The 16,809-nt window shown below is 41.2% G+C and carries 12 protein-coding genes; 4 read left to right on the forward strand and 8 right to left on the reverse strand.

Annotation, left to right across the window (positions count from 1 at the left end):
* Positions 1-86 precede the first annotated feature (86 nt).
* Positions 87-584 carry a hypothetical protein gene (locus PSR9079_RS16040; RefSeq protein WP_149982403.1) on the reverse strand — a complete coding sequence of 166 codons (498 nt, stop codon included), beginning with the start codon at positions 582-584 and terminating at the stop codon, positions 87-89.
* Positions 585-711: 127 nt separating this feature from the next.
* Complete coding sequence (locus PSR9079_RS16045) at positions 712-1,761, reverse strand: NAD(P)-dependent alcohol dehydrogenase (protein ID WP_145233486.1); 1,050 nt, start codon at positions 1,759-1,761, stop codon at positions 712-714.
* Positions 1,762-1,984: 223 nt separating this feature from the next.
* On the opposite strand from PSR9079_RS16045, the gene PSR9079_RS16050 reads away from it, so the two are divergent.
* The 4 genes from PSR9079_RS16050 to PSR9079_RS16065 all read left to right on the forward strand — a co-directional run bounded on the left by PSR9079_RS16050 (position 1,985) and on the right by PSR9079_RS16065 (position 8,223).
* Positions 1,985-3,727: an ABCB family ABC transporter ATP-binding protein/permease gene (locus PSR9079_RS16050; protein ID WP_149982439.1), complete on the forward strand. Its 1,743-nt coding sequence runs from the start codon at positions 1,985-1,987 to the stop codon at positions 3,725-3,727.
* A gap of 173 nt (positions 3,728-3,900) precedes the next feature.
* Positions 3,901-5,967 carry a M13 family metallopeptidase gene (locus PSR9079_RS16055; RefSeq protein WP_149982404.1) on the forward strand — a complete coding sequence of 689 codons (2,067 nt, stop codon included), beginning with the start codon at positions 3,901-3,903 and terminating at the stop codon, positions 5,965-5,967.
* Positions 5,968-6,146: 179 nt separating this feature from the next.
* Positions 6,147-6,860, forward strand: a complete 714-nt coding sequence (locus PSR9079_RS16060; RefSeq protein ID WP_145233481.1) for a YebC/PmpR family DNA-binding transcriptional regulator — start codon at positions 6,147-6,149, stop codon at positions 6,858-6,860.
* A gap of 88 nt (positions 6,861-6,948) precedes the next feature.
* Positions 6,949-8,223 (forward strand): leucine-rich repeat-containing protein kinase family protein, encoded by a 1,275-nt coding sequence (locus tag PSR9079_RS16065; protein ID WP_149982405.1) that lies wholly within the window; start codon positions 6,949-6,951, stop codon positions 8,221-8,223.
* A 198-nt stretch (positions 8,224-8,421) separates the two neighbouring features.
* Here PSR9079_RS16065 and PSR9079_RS16070 read toward each other — a convergent pair whose 3' ends face one another.
* The 6 genes from PSR9079_RS16070 to PSR9079_RS16095 all read right to left on the reverse strand — a co-directional run bounded on the left by PSR9079_RS16070 (position 8,422) and on the right by PSR9079_RS16095 (position 16,788).
* Positions 8,422-10,176: a hypothetical protein gene (locus PSR9079_RS16070; protein WP_149982406.1), complete on the reverse strand. Its 1,755-nt coding sequence runs from the start codon at positions 10,174-10,176 to the stop codon at positions 8,422-8,424.
* A gap of 186 nt (positions 10,177-10,362) precedes the next feature.
* Complete coding sequence (locus PSR9079_RS16075; RefSeq protein ID WP_149982407.1) at positions 10,363-11,487, reverse strand: sterol desaturase family protein; 1,125 nt, start codon at positions 11,485-11,487, stop codon at positions 10,363-10,365.
* 281 nt (positions 11,488-11,768) lie between these two features.
* Positions 11,769-12,773, reverse strand: a complete 1,005-nt coding sequence (gene gap, locus PSR9079_RS16080; RefSeq protein WP_145233472.1) for a type I glyceraldehyde-3-phosphate dehydrogenase — start codon at positions 12,771-12,773, stop codon at positions 11,769-11,771.
* An 18-nt stretch (positions 12,774-12,791) separates the two neighbouring features.
* Positions 12,792-13,412 (reverse strand): bifunctional 4-hydroxy-2-oxoglutarate aldolase/2-dehydro-3-deoxy-phosphogluconate aldolase, encoded by a 621-nt coding sequence (gene eda, locus PSR9079_RS16085; RefSeq protein WP_145233470.1) that lies wholly within the window; start codon positions 13,410-13,412, stop codon positions 12,792-12,794.
* A gap of 32 nt (positions 13,413-13,444) precedes the next feature.
* Positions 13,445-15,295: a phosphogluconate dehydratase gene (gene edd, locus PSR9079_RS16090; RefSeq protein ID WP_145233468.1), complete on the reverse strand. Its 1,851-nt coding sequence runs from the start codon at positions 15,293-15,295 to the stop codon at positions 13,445-13,447.
* A 479-nt stretch (positions 15,296-15,774) separates the two neighbouring features.
* Positions 15,775-16,788 (reverse strand): LacI family DNA-binding transcriptional regulator, encoded by a 1,014-nt coding sequence (locus tag PSR9079_RS16095; protein ID WP_145233466.1) that lies wholly within the window; start codon positions 16,786-16,788, stop codon positions 15,775-15,777.
* Between the last annotated feature and the right edge of the window lie 21 nt (positions 16,789-16,809).

Consider the following 16,809-nt stretch of genomic DNA (forward strand, 5'->3'; position numbering starts at 1 on the left):
CAAGCATCGGTTTCTCGCCTCATAGGCGCAGTAATTTATTTGCTTTAGTTGAATGACTAAAACATCGAAAAAATTAGTAGGAAGAGTTAACTGAAGTAAGTAAGTACTGCACGGTATTGTAAGTTGGCGTCTTTCCAACCACTAATCCGTGATTTTTTACCTTCGTAGGCTACAAACCAAGGTAATGTTATTGGCGGTTCAAGGGGTTGTAAGTAAAGTTGGCGCGCAAGGCTAGGTACAAAAAACTCAAATATTGCCACATAACTTGGCTCAACTTGGCTTTGATACAGAAATAACGATGAATTACTCGCTGAAAAGCGTGGCTGTAAAGACTCAAACCCCGCGCCTTCTGTTTGTTGATCAGCCGCCGTAATTGGTATCTTCTTGGTAAAAGGGGTGCTATCTGATACTGAAGTATCAAATACCTTAACCTCTAAAACACTCAAATCAGATAACATCGCCGACTGAAAAAAAGCGGTAGGCTGGCTCACATTAGTCTCAGCGTTGCTCACAGCATTAGCCTGCACACTAAAAAGTGCAGTAAACAGCAGTAATACAGTAAGGACTAAGCGAAAACGGATCATTTTATTATCTAAATAGTAAGCTGGTATTATAAATGGGGAGTAATTGCCCTATTTCAATAGCTAATTTGCAATTGAACAAAAAAAACCGCAAGTAAAACTACTTACGGCCAAAAATCACAGTCGATAATTAAGCGACTTCAAGTGAGGACATGTCAATGACATAACGATGAGACAAGTCACCTTCTTTTAAGCGTTCAAAAGCCTGATTAATGTCTGCCATGTTGATCATCTCTACTTCCGGTAAAATATTATGTAGCGCACAGAAATTAAGAATTTCTTGAGTTTGTGCAATACCACCAATCAAAGAGCCAGCCACGCGGCGACGCCCCAATAATAATGGCACCGAGTTTGATTCAGCCATCTCACCCACTTGTCCTACTAATACTTGAGTACCATCAATATCTAATAGGGGCATATAAGGGGTAAAGTCATGCTTAACTGGAATAGTATTAATGATCACATCAAACTGATTAGCGTATGCTTTCATGGCTTGTTCGTCTTTAGATACCAGTAAACCTTCAGCTCCATATTCCAACGCTTGCTGTTTTTTATCATCTGATCGACTAATAGCTGTCACATGGGCCCCCATTGCCGCAGCGATTTTAATTGCCATATGGCCTAACCCACCTAAGCCAATAACGCCAACTCGGCTACCAGGCCCGACATTAAAAGTACGTAGCGGCGAATACGTGGTAATACCCGCGCATAAAATTGGCGCACACTTAGCAAGATCAAGTGATTCTGGAACGTTTAAAACAAACTCTTCGCGCACTACAATGTGTTTGGCGTAGCCACCTTTGGTTGATTCACCAGTGATACGATCTTTTCCTGAATAAGTTCCGACCATGCCTTCGCGACAAAATTGCTCTTCGCCTTTGTGGCATTGGTCACACTCAAGGCAGCTATCAACCATACAACCAACTGCTACATTATCGCCAACTTTGTATTTAGTCACTTTGCTGCCAACCTCAGTGACACGACCGACAATCTCATGTCCTGGTAAAATTGGGTAACTGGTGCCACCCCAATCATTATTTACGGTATGTAGATCTGAATGGCACACCCCGCAATATAAGATTTCAATCGCAACATCTTCATCGCGCAAATCGCGTCTTTCAAAATGAAATGGCTCTAATGGCGTATTAGCTTGATGTGCTGCGTATCCGATAGTTTTCATCTGCTTTCCCTTCTATGTTAAAAAACTGAGTTTAATTAACCACTCTAAAACATTGTCTTAAGCTGCCTAAACTGTACTATGTGCTGTTAGTAGTATAGCCCTAGATACAAACTGTTAAAGTTTATACTCTAGGCTACTAGAAAAAGTTTAATGCAGACTTAATAGAGTTAGAGAAAATATGCGCGGAATGGGTAAACAAGAAGCAATAAAACATCATGATGCGATGAATTTAAAGCAAAGCATTGTCACCTTGTGGCCTTACTTAGTTGCTTTTAAAGGCCGTGTAACACTTGCAACACTGGCATTGACCGCCGCAAAGGGTGCCACTTTATTAATGCCATGGGCGCTGAAAGAAATAATCGACAGTGTTGATCCAAGTTTACAAAATATAGTCATCGTACCCATAGCTTTACTGTTACTGTATGGCGGACTACGTTTTGCGAGTGTGTTTTTTGGTGAAGTACGTGATGCGTTGTTTGGTCGTGTAACTGAACATGCTATGCGCCATATTGGCCTAAAAGTATTTAATCACCTACACAGCCTTGAGTTGTCGTTTCATCTTGATAGGCAAACTGGCGGCATTAGCCGTGATATAGAGCGTGGCACCAGTGGTTTAAGCTTCTTAATGCGCTTTTTAATGTTCAATATTGTGCCAACTTTATTTGAAATAGCCGTAGTTGCGATTATTTTTGCAACTTTATTTTCGCCGTGGTTTGCCGTAGTTACCCTGCTTGCAGTGGCTTTATATATTACCTTCACGGTTGTTGTAACACAGTGGCGCAACCGCTTTATTCGCGAAGCAAACCAAGCCGATAATAATAGTAACAGCCGTGCTATTGACAGCTTACTTAATTATGAAACCGTTAAATATTTTAATAATGAAAAGCATGAAGCACAAACATATGATGGCTTTTTAGCTAGTTGGGAGCAAGCCCGGCTTAAAAACCGCTTATCGTTGCTTGCCCTTAATTCAGGTCAAGCCTTGATCATAGCAGCAGCGATCACCGCTTTAATGTGGCTTGCTAGTATTGAAGTGGTTAAAGGCACACTCTCTATTGGTGAGTTGGTAATGATCAACGCCTATATGATCCAATTATTTTTACCGCTCAATTTTTTAGGCTTTGTTTATCGAGAAATTCGCCGCGCCTTAACCGATCTTGAAAATATGCTCGGACTATTAACCCGTAAACCACTCATTTCAGATAAAGCAAATGCACAACAGCTCAATATACAACACGCTGATATAGAATTTAAAAACGTTAACTTTGGCTACCATCCATCAAGGCCTATCATTAAGCAGCTTAGTTTTTCTATTAAAGCAGGCAGCAAAGTCGCGGTGGTGGGCGCCAGCGGAGCAGGAAAAAGCACCCTGGCCCGTTTACTGTATCGCTTTTATGATATTGACAGCGGTGAAATACATATTGATGGTCAACAACTTACTAGCGTCACACTCAACAGCTTGCGACAAGCGATTGCCATTGTGCCACAAGATACTGTGTTATTTAATACCAGCATTCGCGACAACATTGCTTATGGCCGTCCAGATGCTACAGCACAAGAGATTGATAACGCTATTAATATGGCGCATTTACGCAGCTTTATTGATAGTTTAGATAAAGGTGATCAAACCCTCGTTGGTGAACGAGGTTTAAAAGTTTCAGGCGGTGAAAAACAACGCATTGCCATAGCCCGAGCCATTTTAAAACGCTCTCCTATTATTATTTTTGACGAAGCAACATCAGCGCTAGACTCTCATTCCGAGCAAGCAATATTAAAAGCCATGTCTGCACTGGCCTCTAATCATACCAGTTTAGTTATTGCCCATCGCTTATCAACAATAACAGATGCAGACACGATTATTGTGCTCAAAGAGGGTCAGCTGATCGAGCAAGGCAAACATGATGAGTTACTTACCCTCAATGGTGAATACGCGCGCATGTGGGAACTTCAACAAAAAACAGCATAAACATGGAGACTCATCTTCGGCGCGGGATACACACTGTATGTCGCGTTGCTTGTTGTTTCACCTAACTGAGAAGTAATTCACCTCAAAAGTTTGTCTGTTTTTAGGTTATCAATAACAATCCGAGTTAGAAAAACGTGAGATAAAAATAATTAAATTACATTCAGGGAAATCCAATGAAGAAAACACTTATTGCAGCAACACTTGCTGCCACATTTCTGACCGGCTGTTCTGAGCCTAAAACAACACAAGCGCAACAGCCTAGTACAGAAACCCAGACAGCTAAAGCTGAATTAGGTAGCTTTGGGGTAGATTTAACAGCCCGCAATGAAGCCATAAAACCAGGTGATGACTTTTTCATGTACGCCAGTGGCACATGGTATGACAACTACGTTATGCCTGCCGATAAAACTCGCTACGGTGCATTTGCAGGATTGGCAGAACGTAGCGAAGAGCGTGTTAAGGCAATTATTGAAGAGATCGCAGCCCGTAAAGATTTAAATACTGAAGAAAAGTTAGTTGCCGATTTCTATAACGCGTATATGGATACCGATACCCTTAATAAGCTTGGTGTGTCGCCAATTAAACCACTACTAACGGAAATTAGTAACGTTTCATCAACCGATGATCTAACCAAATTGTTTGGCCAATCGTGGTTAACGGGCGTTAACTCGCCTATTGGTGGTGGCATGTGGTTTAACCGCTTAGACCCAAATAAATATGAAATGTCATTAGGTGCTGGCGGCTTAGGTTTACCAGATCGTTCTTACTACCTTGAAGATTCAGAACGTTTTGTTAAAACTCGTACTGCTTATGTAGCCCATATTGCCGACATGCTTAAATTTGCAGGTGTTGACAATACAACTGAACGTGCTGAGGCAATTTTAGCCCTTGAAACCAAAATAGCACAAGGCCAGTGGCCACGAGAAAAACGTCGTAACCGCGACCTTACCCTAAATCAAATCGAACGCAGCGAGCTAAGCTCTAGCTACCCTGATTTTAATTGGGATCTGTATTTTGAACAAACAAGATACCAAGTACCACAGTTAAATGTATCGCAACCAGAGCCGATCAAAGCCATGATTGCATTGATCAATCAAGAAGATCTTGCTGTATGGAAAGATTACTTAACCTATCACGCACTAAGCTCTAATGCAGAGCTACTGTCTGAAGATGTATTCAATACTAACTTCGCATTTTACGGAAAAGAGCTAAATGGCCAGCAAGAGCCACGCCCACGCTGGAAACGCGCTATCAGCCAAATGTCGAGCACTGATTCATTAGGTTTTGCCATTGGTAAAGTGTATGTAGCACGCTACTTCCCTGAATCATCAAAACAACAAATGTCAGCATTGGTAGAAAACCTGCGAACGGCTCTGGGCGAACGCATTGACAACCTAGACTGGATGGGCGCAGAAACGAAAGTAAATGCCCGCGCTAAACTCGCTGCGTTTGTGCCTAAAATTGGCTATCCCGATGTATGGCAATCATTTGATTGTTTAAGCATAAGTAGCAATGATTTGATGGGCAACATCAAAAATACCCGCGAGTTTTTCCGAGCTGAAAGCGCTGCAAAAGAATTGCAAAAAACCGACCGTAACCGCTGGGGCATGACACCACAACGTGTTAACGCTTACTACAACAGTTCGTTTAACGAAATTGTATTCCCTGCAGCAATTCTACAACCACCATTTTTCGATCCTAATGCCGATCCGGCAGTAAACTATGGTGGCATTGGTGCCGTGATTGGTCATGAAATGGGCCATGGCTTTGACGATCAAGGCTCTAAATCAGATGCTAACGGCGTACAACGTAACTGGTGGACGGATGCCGATCGTGCTGCATTTGATGCCAAAGCCGACCAACTTGCTGCACAATACAGTCAATACGAGCCAATCCCTGGTAACTTCGTTAATGGTCGTAATAGCTTAGGTGAAAACATCGGTGACGTGGGTGGGTTAGCAATGGCTTATCACGCTTACAAACTCAGCCTAAACGGTAAAGAAGCGCCTATTATTGACGGCCTTACGGGCGATCAACGGTTCTTCCTCGCCTGGGCACAAGTATGGAAAGAAAAACGCACTGAGCAAAGCATGTTAAACCAGCTTCGTGGTGGCACACATGCACCCGGTCGCTTTAGAGCACAAGCACCACGTAACCACGATGCATGGTACAAAGCATTCAATGTACAACCGGGTGATGCCTTGTATTTACCAGAAGATCAACGCGTACGTATTTGGTAATAACCCGATACATTTCGATTGAAAATATAACTCGCAACTGCGGGTTATATTTTTTGTGCTGCTTGCTCACTCAAAGCAACTTTAATTCCCACTGAATTCTGTATTTCCAAGCGAGTTGGGTATAGAATACTGCACTACAAAATTTATACTTTTAAAAACATATTTAAGGCGGAACGCAGATGGGAAGAGCTTACCAAAACAAAAAAGATTCAATGGCTAAGACTGCGGGTGCTAAAACTAAAGTTTACTCAAAGTACGGTAAAGAAATTTATATTTGCGCAAAAAATGGTGGTATTGATCCCGATGGCAACCTATCGCTACGTCGTTTAATTGAACGCGCTAAAAAAGATCAAGTACCAGCACACGTAATTGACCGCGCAATTGATAAAGCCAAAGGCGGCGGCGGTGAAGACTACTCAGCAACTCGTTACGAAGGCTATGGCCCAGGTAACTGCATGATCATTGTTGATTGCTTAACTGACAACAACAAACGTACCTTTGCTGATGTACGTGTATGTTTTACTAAAGCAAACGCTAAAATTGGTGCACAAAACTCGGTATCTCACTTATTTGATCATTTGGCTATTTTTGTATTTGATGGCGATGATGACGAAGCCGTGCTTGAAGCACTAATGATGGCTGACGTTGATGTTACTGACGTAGAAGTTGAAGCCGGCAAAGTCACTGTTTTTGCTCCGCATACTGAGTACAACAACACCCGTACCGCACTTGAAGAAATGGGCGTTACTGAGTTTGATGAAGATTTGATCTCTTTTGTGCCGCAAGTTGAAGCACCAATTGCAGGCGAAGACGTAGAAGTAATGGAACGCTTTTTAGCGATGCTTGAAGATTGTGACGACGTACAAAACGTGTATCACAACGCACAATTTTAATTTTATTGACTAAAATTATGACTAAGGCCAACTTGATTGGCCTTTTTATTTTCTTATTGTTAAACCCCTAAATAAATGGATTTGTATTTTGAATACCGTTGAACAGCTTCGTAGTGGTAAATTAGCTGGCACTAAACGTTTACAGCTAGTTGAAGAGCTAACCACATTCCCAGACGAAATTTTTACCCTTGCAGATACCCTCGAAGTACTCGATTTATCAAATAATAATTTATCTGATTTGCCCGACGAATTTGCTAGTTTAACTAAATTAAAGCGGGTGTTTTTATCATTCAATCAGTTCCAGCATATTCCTGCTGTATTGGCAAAATGCCCTTCCCTTATTATGATTGCATTTAAAGGCAATAAAATCAGTGAATTTGCCGAGCATAGTTTGCCGCTTTCGACACAATGGTTAATTTTAACTGACAACCATATTGAACAATTGCCAGACTCTTTTGGTGAACTTACGCAACTGCGTAAACTTGCCCTTGCTGGTAATCGACTAACGACTTTGCCACACAGCATGCAGCAGTGCCAAGCGCTTGAACTCGTGCGTTTATCTGCGAATAACTTAACTGATGTTAATGACTGGCTGTTTGAATTACCAAAACTCAGTTGGCTGGCTTTTGCAGGCAATGACTTTAATAAAGCACAAAGTTTACAACAAGTTCAATTAGCAGCCGTACAACTAAACGAGTTTTCACTTGTTGAAAAAATTGGTGAAGGTGCGTCTGGGATTATTCACTTAGCACAGTGGCAGCACAATAATGTGGCGTTAAAACTGTTTAAAGGCGCGATCACCAGTGATGGCTATCCACTTGATGAAGTAAACTGTTGCTTGCAAGCGGGCGAACATAAAAACCTAATAAACGTTCTCGCCTATATCGATAACCCAGAGCAACTTGGTCTGGTTATGGAGCTTATCAGCAAGGACTATCAAAACCTCGGCTTACCGCCGTCACTTGATACTTGCACCCGCGATACCTTTTTTGAGCATACACAGTTTACTGCTCACGCCATTAAACACATAGCTAAGCAAATGGTCAGCACCCTTGCCCACTTACATATCAATAACGTAAGTCATGGCGATGTATATGCGCACAACACCATGATAAACGATGAATACACAGTATTGTTTGGTGACTTTGGCGCAGCAACTAACTTAGACTCTCTGACCGACTATCAGCGCCAACAAATGCAGCGTATTGAAGTCAGAGCGATTGGCTGCTTAATTGATGATTTACTGAGCGTGTGTTCTGAAGTTACGAGCGATGCAACACAGTTAACAACACTTGCTCAACAATGTATGAATGCAGATATGAGCCAACGACCAACTCTTAAAGCACTAATAGAAAAACTATAACTTTTATGCGCGACTCTACCTCTGAGTCGTGCTTTACCGCCTTGCTTTGCTACATAGCTATAAAATAAAACTGAATATAAATAAGCCTTGGTCTACTTATATGGCTTTCGTGTCTGGTATGCTTTTATACTATCAGTAACTTTACTGAGCTTTGGTCAAACTAATTCACCCAAAGCTCAGTTGGTTAATAAAATAGCGTTAATCAAGCGTTATTGTAATGACTTCGTTGGCAAATTCGCTATACACCACAAGGTGTTTTTCAGAAATAGTCTCAAAATGAAAGTCTTTCATTGAATAACTTTCCCATGACACATCATCTTTGAGCAAATACTCTTTATCCGCTGATAGGGCCCACAGCTGCCCCGTTGATTGATTAGATGACGCATCACCTACATAAACCAATATATAGCCTTGTTCACTCACAATAGGAGTTATTTTTTTAGTATTACTTCGTGCATAACTCGCAATTGTGCGCCATGTTTCATTATAAACTCTGATCGGTTGAGTGGTATTTAGCCGTGATTGCAACTGCAATTCAGACTGCTCTGTATCAGCCTTACGTAAATATTTAAGCACGGCATATTTTATCGATGCTGTCTCTACAAAATCACCCGCTAGTAAAGTATCTAAGTCGCCGCCAATCCAATCAGGAGTTGTTTGTCTTAACGCGGTTAAATCGAATGCAGTACTTGTCTCTACTTGTTCTCGTGTGAATTTAAACTGTTCAATACCACTGTCTTGGTTTGTAAATAAGAACTGGTTATTACCATTTTGCCAAATAGTAGCATTGCGTACATTATTCAATGAAAACACAGCGTCATCGCGCGCACTTGGTATGACGTCCATTACATTTATAAGCAACTGCTCATCAGTACCAAAACCTAGACCAAAAGTGATGTCATCATATTCAAAAAATGGTGTATGACTAAATGTACTGATCTGCTTACTCAATACAGTTCTCCCTCGGATCTGAGCATTTATGATCTGTATATACGATTTTGATGAAACCTCATTATTATCTTCAAGCGCTAGATAAAGGTCTTGATTATTCGCAATAAATTCACTTTTCAAAACCCCATTGTTGATTAATTTAGATACAGCTTTCCATTTACCACTTTGCCAACTATAAACACCATCAGGAAAAGACGTTAATGCAAATAGTTTACCGCCTGAAATAGCTAAACTTGAAGCGTTAATATCATGGACTTTATAATTACCTAATTGGCCATTATTAAAAGAGGCTGAGTGTAATTTGTATTGCGTAGAGGCGCCTTCAGTAATAAACCAAACTTGCTCATCAAACCATAAATATTCAGATTCAATTAACCGCTCTTTGTCGGGGTTATCAAACAATAATTGCTTTTCTTGTTCACTAAACACCAAATACAATTTACGTTTTTCATACACCACAGTATATGGACGACAAGTTACTTTAAACTTAAGATTAGAGGAGTCATCAACTTCACAAATCTGTGGCCCACCAAGCGCTGTAATTTCAGGCTCAATCATTGTAAGTGGTGGAACCGAGACTGGAGAGTCTTTTAACTGAATACTTTGCTCGCCATAACGAATAGTTACAGGATATGAATAAAGAGTTGTTTGTGCAAAACTCGCCTGAGAAGATACACATTTAACAGCAAGGCTATAATTCAACGTTGTTGTATTACTCAGCTGTGTGTCGCACGTGATACTTTCTGGTATAGCTAGTATGGTGGGCTTTACAAATGTTTTTGACGTTGCGCTCAGTTCAATAGCCTTGTCTGCAGTAAGCTTCGCTTTGTTATCCATCCATGACACTTCAAGTCCTGCGGCAACACCATTGGCTGTTATTTTGAGCGTAAACGTTTGCTCTGAAACAGCTGGTGGCTTTGTATCTTGACTGTCTCCAGAAGAGCCACCGCATCCACTTGCGGCTAAAATAGATAAGCTCACTAAAAATGATTTAAATTGCAAAATAGAATCCTTGTGTTTAATTAGTTTCAAAAAAGTCGCTACTAATACATATCCCATCAGTTATCAATTATTACTACTAGTACCTTTTTTAGCAATCTATTTTTGGTTATTATCTGTCCACACCAATACTCGATAAAATATGATCACTATCAAAAACACTAAATTGAAAGGATCACCATACTGCGACTATTTTTGCTTTTTAAACGGAAAAAGCTGCTGTTTTAACATCCCAGTTGGTACATAGTCCCCGACTACGCCATAAGCTTCTGGCCATTCTTGTTGGCCTTTTACGGCCGTGCCAAAAACATAATCTAAGAATGAAAAGTGCGCAGCATAATTACGGTCAATGGCCGCTTTATCTGAAGAGTGATGCCAATGATGAAACTGTGGCGTAACCAATAAATATTTCAACCAACCAAATTTCACCCGTACATTGGCATGGTTAAATACCGCCTGAAAACCCACGATTATCACATATAAGCTGATCACTTGTTGCGAAAAACCCAGCACGAAAATAGGCGTAAGTACTAAACTGCGCGTCACTAAAATTTCTAAAATGTGCTGGCGAGAGCCTGCAAGCCAGTCCATTTCTTTTGCACTGTGATGAATACCATGAAAACGCCATAAATAAGGCACTTCATGATAAGCGCGGTGTACAAAGTACTGCATCAAATCAGCGACTAAAATAATTAACAGCACTTGCAATATAAAAGGTAATTGACTGATGTAGCCCTGCACAGTGCTTGACACTGCCCAACCAAAACCATAGTGCACAAAGTGATTAGTCACTAATAACACAAACCCAATAATCAAATGGTTAACAAAAAAGTGGTTTAGATCACCGCGCCATTCACTGCGTAATATCTTTTGTTCTTTGCGGTGCGGTAACAGCTTTTCAATGAGAATAAATATTAAGGTTGAGCCCAATAAATCTAATATAAACCAGTCTAGGCCTATATAGGGGGTGTTATCAGCAAAATCATTCACCTCAACATTAGGGCCGCCAAACGCAATGGCCAGCACAATAAAAAACCACGCAGTTGCACCTAAACGTTTATTTTTGTTACGTACAAAGTTAAGTAACCCCAAACTACCGGCCACGATAAGCGCACCAAACATCAGTTGACGTAAAAATTCGACACTGTAGCTCTTTCTCAATTCCGGTGTGGTTAAATATTCTGGAAAATGAAAGGCGAGCACGCCTAAACAAGACAGCATAGCTAAAAAGCAGCCGATATAACCGCTAATATTACCTTCACCTATTTGTAGGTGGTTAGTACGAAACAGGTGAGTTTTTAGAGTATTTTTCATTAGTAATTCCTTTTATATCAATCGTGTTAAGTTACTGACCATTTATAGCGACAGATAAATACAGTGATAACAAGGCGTAAATTTTGACATGTAGTTGTTCTACTTGAAAAAATTATAACGCAGTTAGCGCTTTATTTAGCTCGCTAGCATGGTTAAGTATTTAAGTCGATTGGTACTAAAACAGCTCGCAGAATACCATATCTACAGCCCAGCGCTAGACACAAAAAAGCCGCGATAGTCGCGGCTTGGTTGGATAAAGCTAAATTTTTACGTGGTACTTATTACAAGTACTGACCTAACGCTTTAACTTGGTCTAACATGCGGTTTGAGAAACCCCATTCGTTATCGTACCAAGCCATCACTTTAACTAGTTTGCCATCAGCTTTCGTTTGCGTAGAATCAAAGATTGACGACGCTGGGTTATGGTTAAAGTCAATAGAAACAAGCGGTAGCTCGTTGTATTGTAAAATATCTTTCATCGACCCAACAGATGCTGCTTTCATAATTTCATTGATTTCTGTAGCAGTTGTTTCACGCTTAGTAATAAACGTAAAATCAACCAGTGATACGTTGATTGTAGGTACACGTACTGACATACCATCAAGTTTACCAGCAAGCTCAGGTAACACTAAACCAACTGCTTTAGCAGCACCGGTTTTAGTTGGGATCATTGACTGCGTTGCACTTCGTGCACGATACAGATCAGGATGATAAACATCTGACAAGTTTTGGTCATTAGTGTAGGCATGGATTGTCGTCATGCTACCTTGCTCAATACCGACTGTATCGTTAATTGCTTTGGCAATTGGTGCTAAACAGTTAGTTGTACATGAAGCATTAGAAATAATGTTGCTATCTGCAGTGATCACATCACTGTTTACACCGTGAACAACGGTTGCATCTAAATCAGTACCAGGGGCTGAAACGATTACTTTTTTCGCGCCCGCTGTAATATGCTTTGCAGCATCTTCACGCTTAGTGAAAAAACCCGTACATTCTAAAACGATATCAACGTTTAATGCTTTCCATGGAAGGTTAGCAGGGTCGCGTTCTTGGGTAAGAGTAATAACGTCGTCGCCAATCAACATGGTGTTATCAGCAAGTGTGACTTTATGAGAAAATTGCCCATGCACTGAATCATATTGTGTTAAATGTGCATTAACATTAGCCGGTGCTAAGTCGTTAATTGCGACAATTTTAATTTCATTATTTTGTGCAGACTCATAAAGCGCGCGTAAAACATTGCGACCGATACGGCCATAGCCATTAATTGCTACATTAATCATTTCAAAACTCCACTTAAATTATTTAACTTCACTTGCTTGGCGAGCAAGCGCTTCAATGGCTTGCCAGTCTTTATTTTCAATTAGTTGTTTATCTAGCATCCAGGTACCACCAACACAAATAACATTGCTAAGTGCTAAATAACTAGGAGCTGTTGCTAGGCTAATGCCACCGGTTGGACAAAATGTTACTTGTGGTAATGGCCCACCAATCGATTTAAGCATTGCTGTTCCACCTGCAGCTTCTGCTGGGAAGAACTTTAAAAACTTAAATCCGTGACTGGCTAATTTCATCACTTCACTTGGCGTTGCGGCGCCCGGTAGAAATGGAATATCAGTGCCTTTTGCCAGTGCTAAAAGTTCATCATTTACGCCTGGGCTCACCATAAAATCAGCACCTGCGGCAACTGATGCATCAAAGCTTGCTTTATCTACCACAGTCCCGGTGCCAACATAGGCTTCTGGTACTTCGGCTTTCATTAGCTTTACAGCTTCTGCAGCAATCGGTGTACGCAGTGTAATTTCAAGTGCTTTTAGACCGCCGTTATACAGCGCTCTTGCTAGTGGCGCTGCATCTTCTAAATTATCAATTACCACCACTGGCACTACCGGTGCCGATGATAATATTTTTTCTATGCTCATAGTGTGTTCCTCATACCCAGTTTGGCGAATTATTATTCTATTCCAAAGGCGCTAGCGCCCATGTCTGCGCTACTTACGATATTTCTAAATCCGGTGAACAACTCTCGGCCCGTACCAAACGTTAAGCTAGGTACGCTAAGTTGTAATTCACGTTGTGCTAATTCTTCATCACTTACATGTACTTTTAAGATACCTGCTGGTGCATCAAGAGTAATTAAATCACCTTCCTGAATCTTAGCAATAATGCCGCCTTCAACAGCCTCTGGTGCTAAGTGGATTGCCGCTGGCACTTTACCTGATGCGCCTGACATACGACCATCAGTTACGATCGCTACTTTGTAACCTTCATCTTGCAAGGTTGCCATTACTGGCGTGAGCTTATGCAGCTCAGGCATACCTTTGGCTTTTGGACCTTGCTCTTTTAGCACAGCAATAAAGTCTTGGTTTAACTCACCGCGTGTATAGGCTTCTTGTAATGCACTTTGTGAAGCAAATACTTTTGCTGGTGCTGTAACAACTTGATGCTCAACCGCAACCGCAGACACTTTGATCACGGCTTTACCTAAGTTACCAGTTAGTAACTGTAAGCCACCTTGTTTACTGAATGGGTTGTCAATTGGACGAAGTACATCTTCGTCTAATGAATTCTCTGGACACGGTACCCATTTAACTTTGCTTGGGCCTGTTGCGCTCGTCATGATCAGGTTACTGTCAGTATCTAAACGTGGTTCTTGGGTATACGCCTCGAGACCTTCGCCAACAATGGTTTTAACGTCATTGTGCAAGAACCCTGCACCAACGAGTTCTCTCATAAGGAAACCCATGCCGCCGGCTGCTTGGAAATGATTTACATCAGCAGAACCATTTGGATAAATACGTGTTAGCAGTGGCACCACTTCTGATAAATCCGACATATCTTTCCATGTCAGCTCAACGCCTGCCGCTTTGGCAATTGCCACTAAGTGAATTGCATGATTCGTAGAGCCACCGGTTGCTAACAAACCAACTAAACCATTAATAATGGTTTTTTCAGTTACAACATCCGCTAAGCAATTGGCATCTTTACTTTGAATCAATTGTTTAAGCATGGTTTCTACCGCATTACCGGTTAAACCATCACGCAACTCTGTATATGGATTGATGAACGAGCTACCAGGAAGGTGCAAGCCCATAATTTCCATCAACATTTGGTTACTGTTTGCAGTACCGTAAAACGTACAAGTACCCGCGCTGTGATAAGACGCACTCTCCGCTTCTAAAAGCTCATCACGGCTTACTAAGCCTTGAGCAAACTTTTGACGAATACGGGCTTTTTCTTTATTTGGAATGCCTGACTGCATCGGGCCTGCTGGCAAAAAGTACACCGGTAGATGACCAAATGATAAAGCACCAATTAATAGACCAGGGACAATTTTGTCACACACACCTAAGCAAAATACGCCATCAAACACATCGTGTGATAATGAAATAGCTGTCGACATCGCAATTACATCACGAGAAAAAAGCGATAACTCCATGCCATCACGGCCCTGAGTTACGCCATCACACATGGCTGGCACGCCGCCTGCAACTTGAGCTGTGGCATCGTACTTTGTAGCAATATCTTTAATTAAATCTGGATAATCTTTATATGGCACGTGCGCAGATAGCATATCGTTATATGAATTGATAATCGCTAAGTTTGGCTGCTCATCAGCTTTTAAACGTGCTTTATCGTCACTGCTACACGCAGCCATAACATGGGCGATATTGCCACAACCTAAACCAGAACGAACTCTTGTTTGTTTTTTTGCATGATTGATGCGTTCTAAATAGGCTTGGCGAGTAGCTTTACTGCGTTCAATGACGCGTTCGGTGACTTCTTGAATACGAGGATGTAACATAAAATTCGACTCATCTCTAAGGTTAGAGGATAAAGGCTCAGTGGCAAGTGCATACTCCACGAATGAACTTGCACTGAGCATCTTTGATTTACCCGTTCAAAGGTATACGTTGGCAGGTTGTCTCTCACAATCAACCTGACACCGGTGTCACTGTATTAACGCATGACTGTGACACCGGTGTCAACCCTATCCTATAAATTTAGTTTAAATATTTTAAATGACCAAATAATGAACGAAAATAATTTTTCATTAGGGGATCTAGCTTAGTTGCTAAATTGTGTTGCTGGAGAGCTAGAAAATGTGAGGAGTTTTTACTTTAATATATTGATTATAATGTGTTTTCATAAGCGGAACCATATCAATCGTAAGTACCTATGAGCGGATAATAAAACCCATATAGCAACAACATGCAGACTGCTTTGTTAAGCAAAAAATGCCCGAGTAAGCGTCACTCAAACTCGGGCAACTGTGAAAAGCCTTTATCTAACTTGTGCGGTAGACTCGCGTGTGATTAATCGCGCTTCAAGCGTAACCTGATACGGTTGCTCTTGCGGATCACCAATATGCTCAATCAGTTTAGTAACCGCTTGTTTAGTCATTTCTTCAACCGGTTGCGCTATGGTAGTAAGACCAGGCCAAATATGACGAGCGATTGGCGCATTATCAAAACCCGCGATAGAAATATCATCGGGTACTTTAAATTGACGTTGTGTTGCCAATTTTAATACCGCCGCAGCCATGTAATCATTTGATGCAAATACAGCGGTTGGACGTGGGGTTAAGTCTAAAATGCTGCGCGCACTATCAACCCCAGAATGATAACTAAAGTTACCCTCTTCAACCAAACGTTCATTAAATTCAATGCCGTGCGTACTAAGCGCTCTGCGATAACCTTTGAAACGCTGCTCAGTGGCACTGTGATCTGGGTGGCCTTTAATAAACGCGATCGCTTTATGGCCAAGCTTAATTAAGTGCTCAGTGATCTCAAATGCGCCCTGCTCATCATTACTGCGTACTGAAATTGAATCGTCTTCAAGCACTGCTGATGCAACTCGTGCATACGGAATTTTTTTACTTTTGAGAAAATCGACTAATACCTTAAAATCTGAAAATGGCGGCGTCAATACCAAGCCATCAAGACGAGAAGATTGTAGTAAATGCTCAATATTACTGATCAACGCATCACCACGTAAATCACATGGGTGGATCAACAAGTTATAGTTGTTTTCTTGACACGCAGCAAGCGCACCAGTTTGCACCCGAGTGATATAACTTTTACTCGGGTTATCGTAAATGCAACCAATAATAAAACTACGATTTTGCGCCAAACCTCTGGCGATCGGGTTAGGAGTGTAATCTAGCTCTTTAAAAACCTTAAGAACTTTTTCACGGGTTGCATCACTAACATTAGGTTCATTATTTAAAACCCGAGACACGGTTTTTTTAGAGACCCCGGCATAACTTGCAACACTATTTATTGTAACTTTCTTCATCCAACCTTCCCAATAACACCC

Source organism: Pseudoalteromonas rhizosphaerae (assembly GCF_902498845.1).
Taxonomy (GTDB): Bacteria; Pseudomonadota; Gammaproteobacteria; order Enterobacterales; family Alteromonadaceae; genus Pseudoalteromonas; species Pseudoalteromonas rhizosphaerae.

Coding starts and splice junctions, on each gene's coding strand:
- PSR9079_RS16040 (WP_149982403.1), bottom strand. CDS start 584: ATGATCCGTTTTCGCTTAGTCCTTACTGTATTACTGCTGTTTACTGCA.
- PSR9079_RS16045 (WP_145233486.1), bottom strand. CDS start 1,761: ATGAAAACTATCGGATACGCAGCACATCAAGCTAATACGCCATTAGAG.
- PSR9079_RS16050 (WP_149982439.1), top strand. CDS start 1,985: ATGAATTTAAAGCAAAGCATTGTCACCTTGTGGCCTTACTTAGTTGCT.
- PSR9079_RS16055 (WP_149982404.1), top strand. CDS start 3,901: ATGAAGAAAACACTTATTGCAGCAACACTTGCTGCCACATTTCTGACC.
- PSR9079_RS16060 (WP_145233481.1), top strand. CDS start 6,147: ATGGGAAGAGCTTACCAAAACAAAAAAGATTCAATGGCTAAGACTGCG.
- PSR9079_RS16075 (WP_149982407.1), bottom strand. CDS start 11,487: ATGAAAAATACTCTAAAAACTCACCTGTTTCGTACTAACCACCTACAA.
- gap (WP_145233472.1), bottom strand. CDS start 12,773: ATGATTAATGTAGCAATTAATGGCTATGGCCGTATCGGTCGCAATGTT.
- eda (WP_145233470.1), bottom strand. CDS start 13,412: ATGAGCATAGAAAAAATATTATCATCGGCACCGGTAGTGCCAGTGGTG.
- edd (WP_145233468.1), bottom strand. CDS start 15,295: ATGTTACATCCTCGTATTCAAGAAGTCACCGAACGCGTCATTGAACGC.
- PSR9079_RS16095 (WP_145233466.1), bottom strand. CDS start 16,788: ATGAAGAAAGTTACAATAAATAGTGTTGCAAGTTATGCCGGGGTCTCT.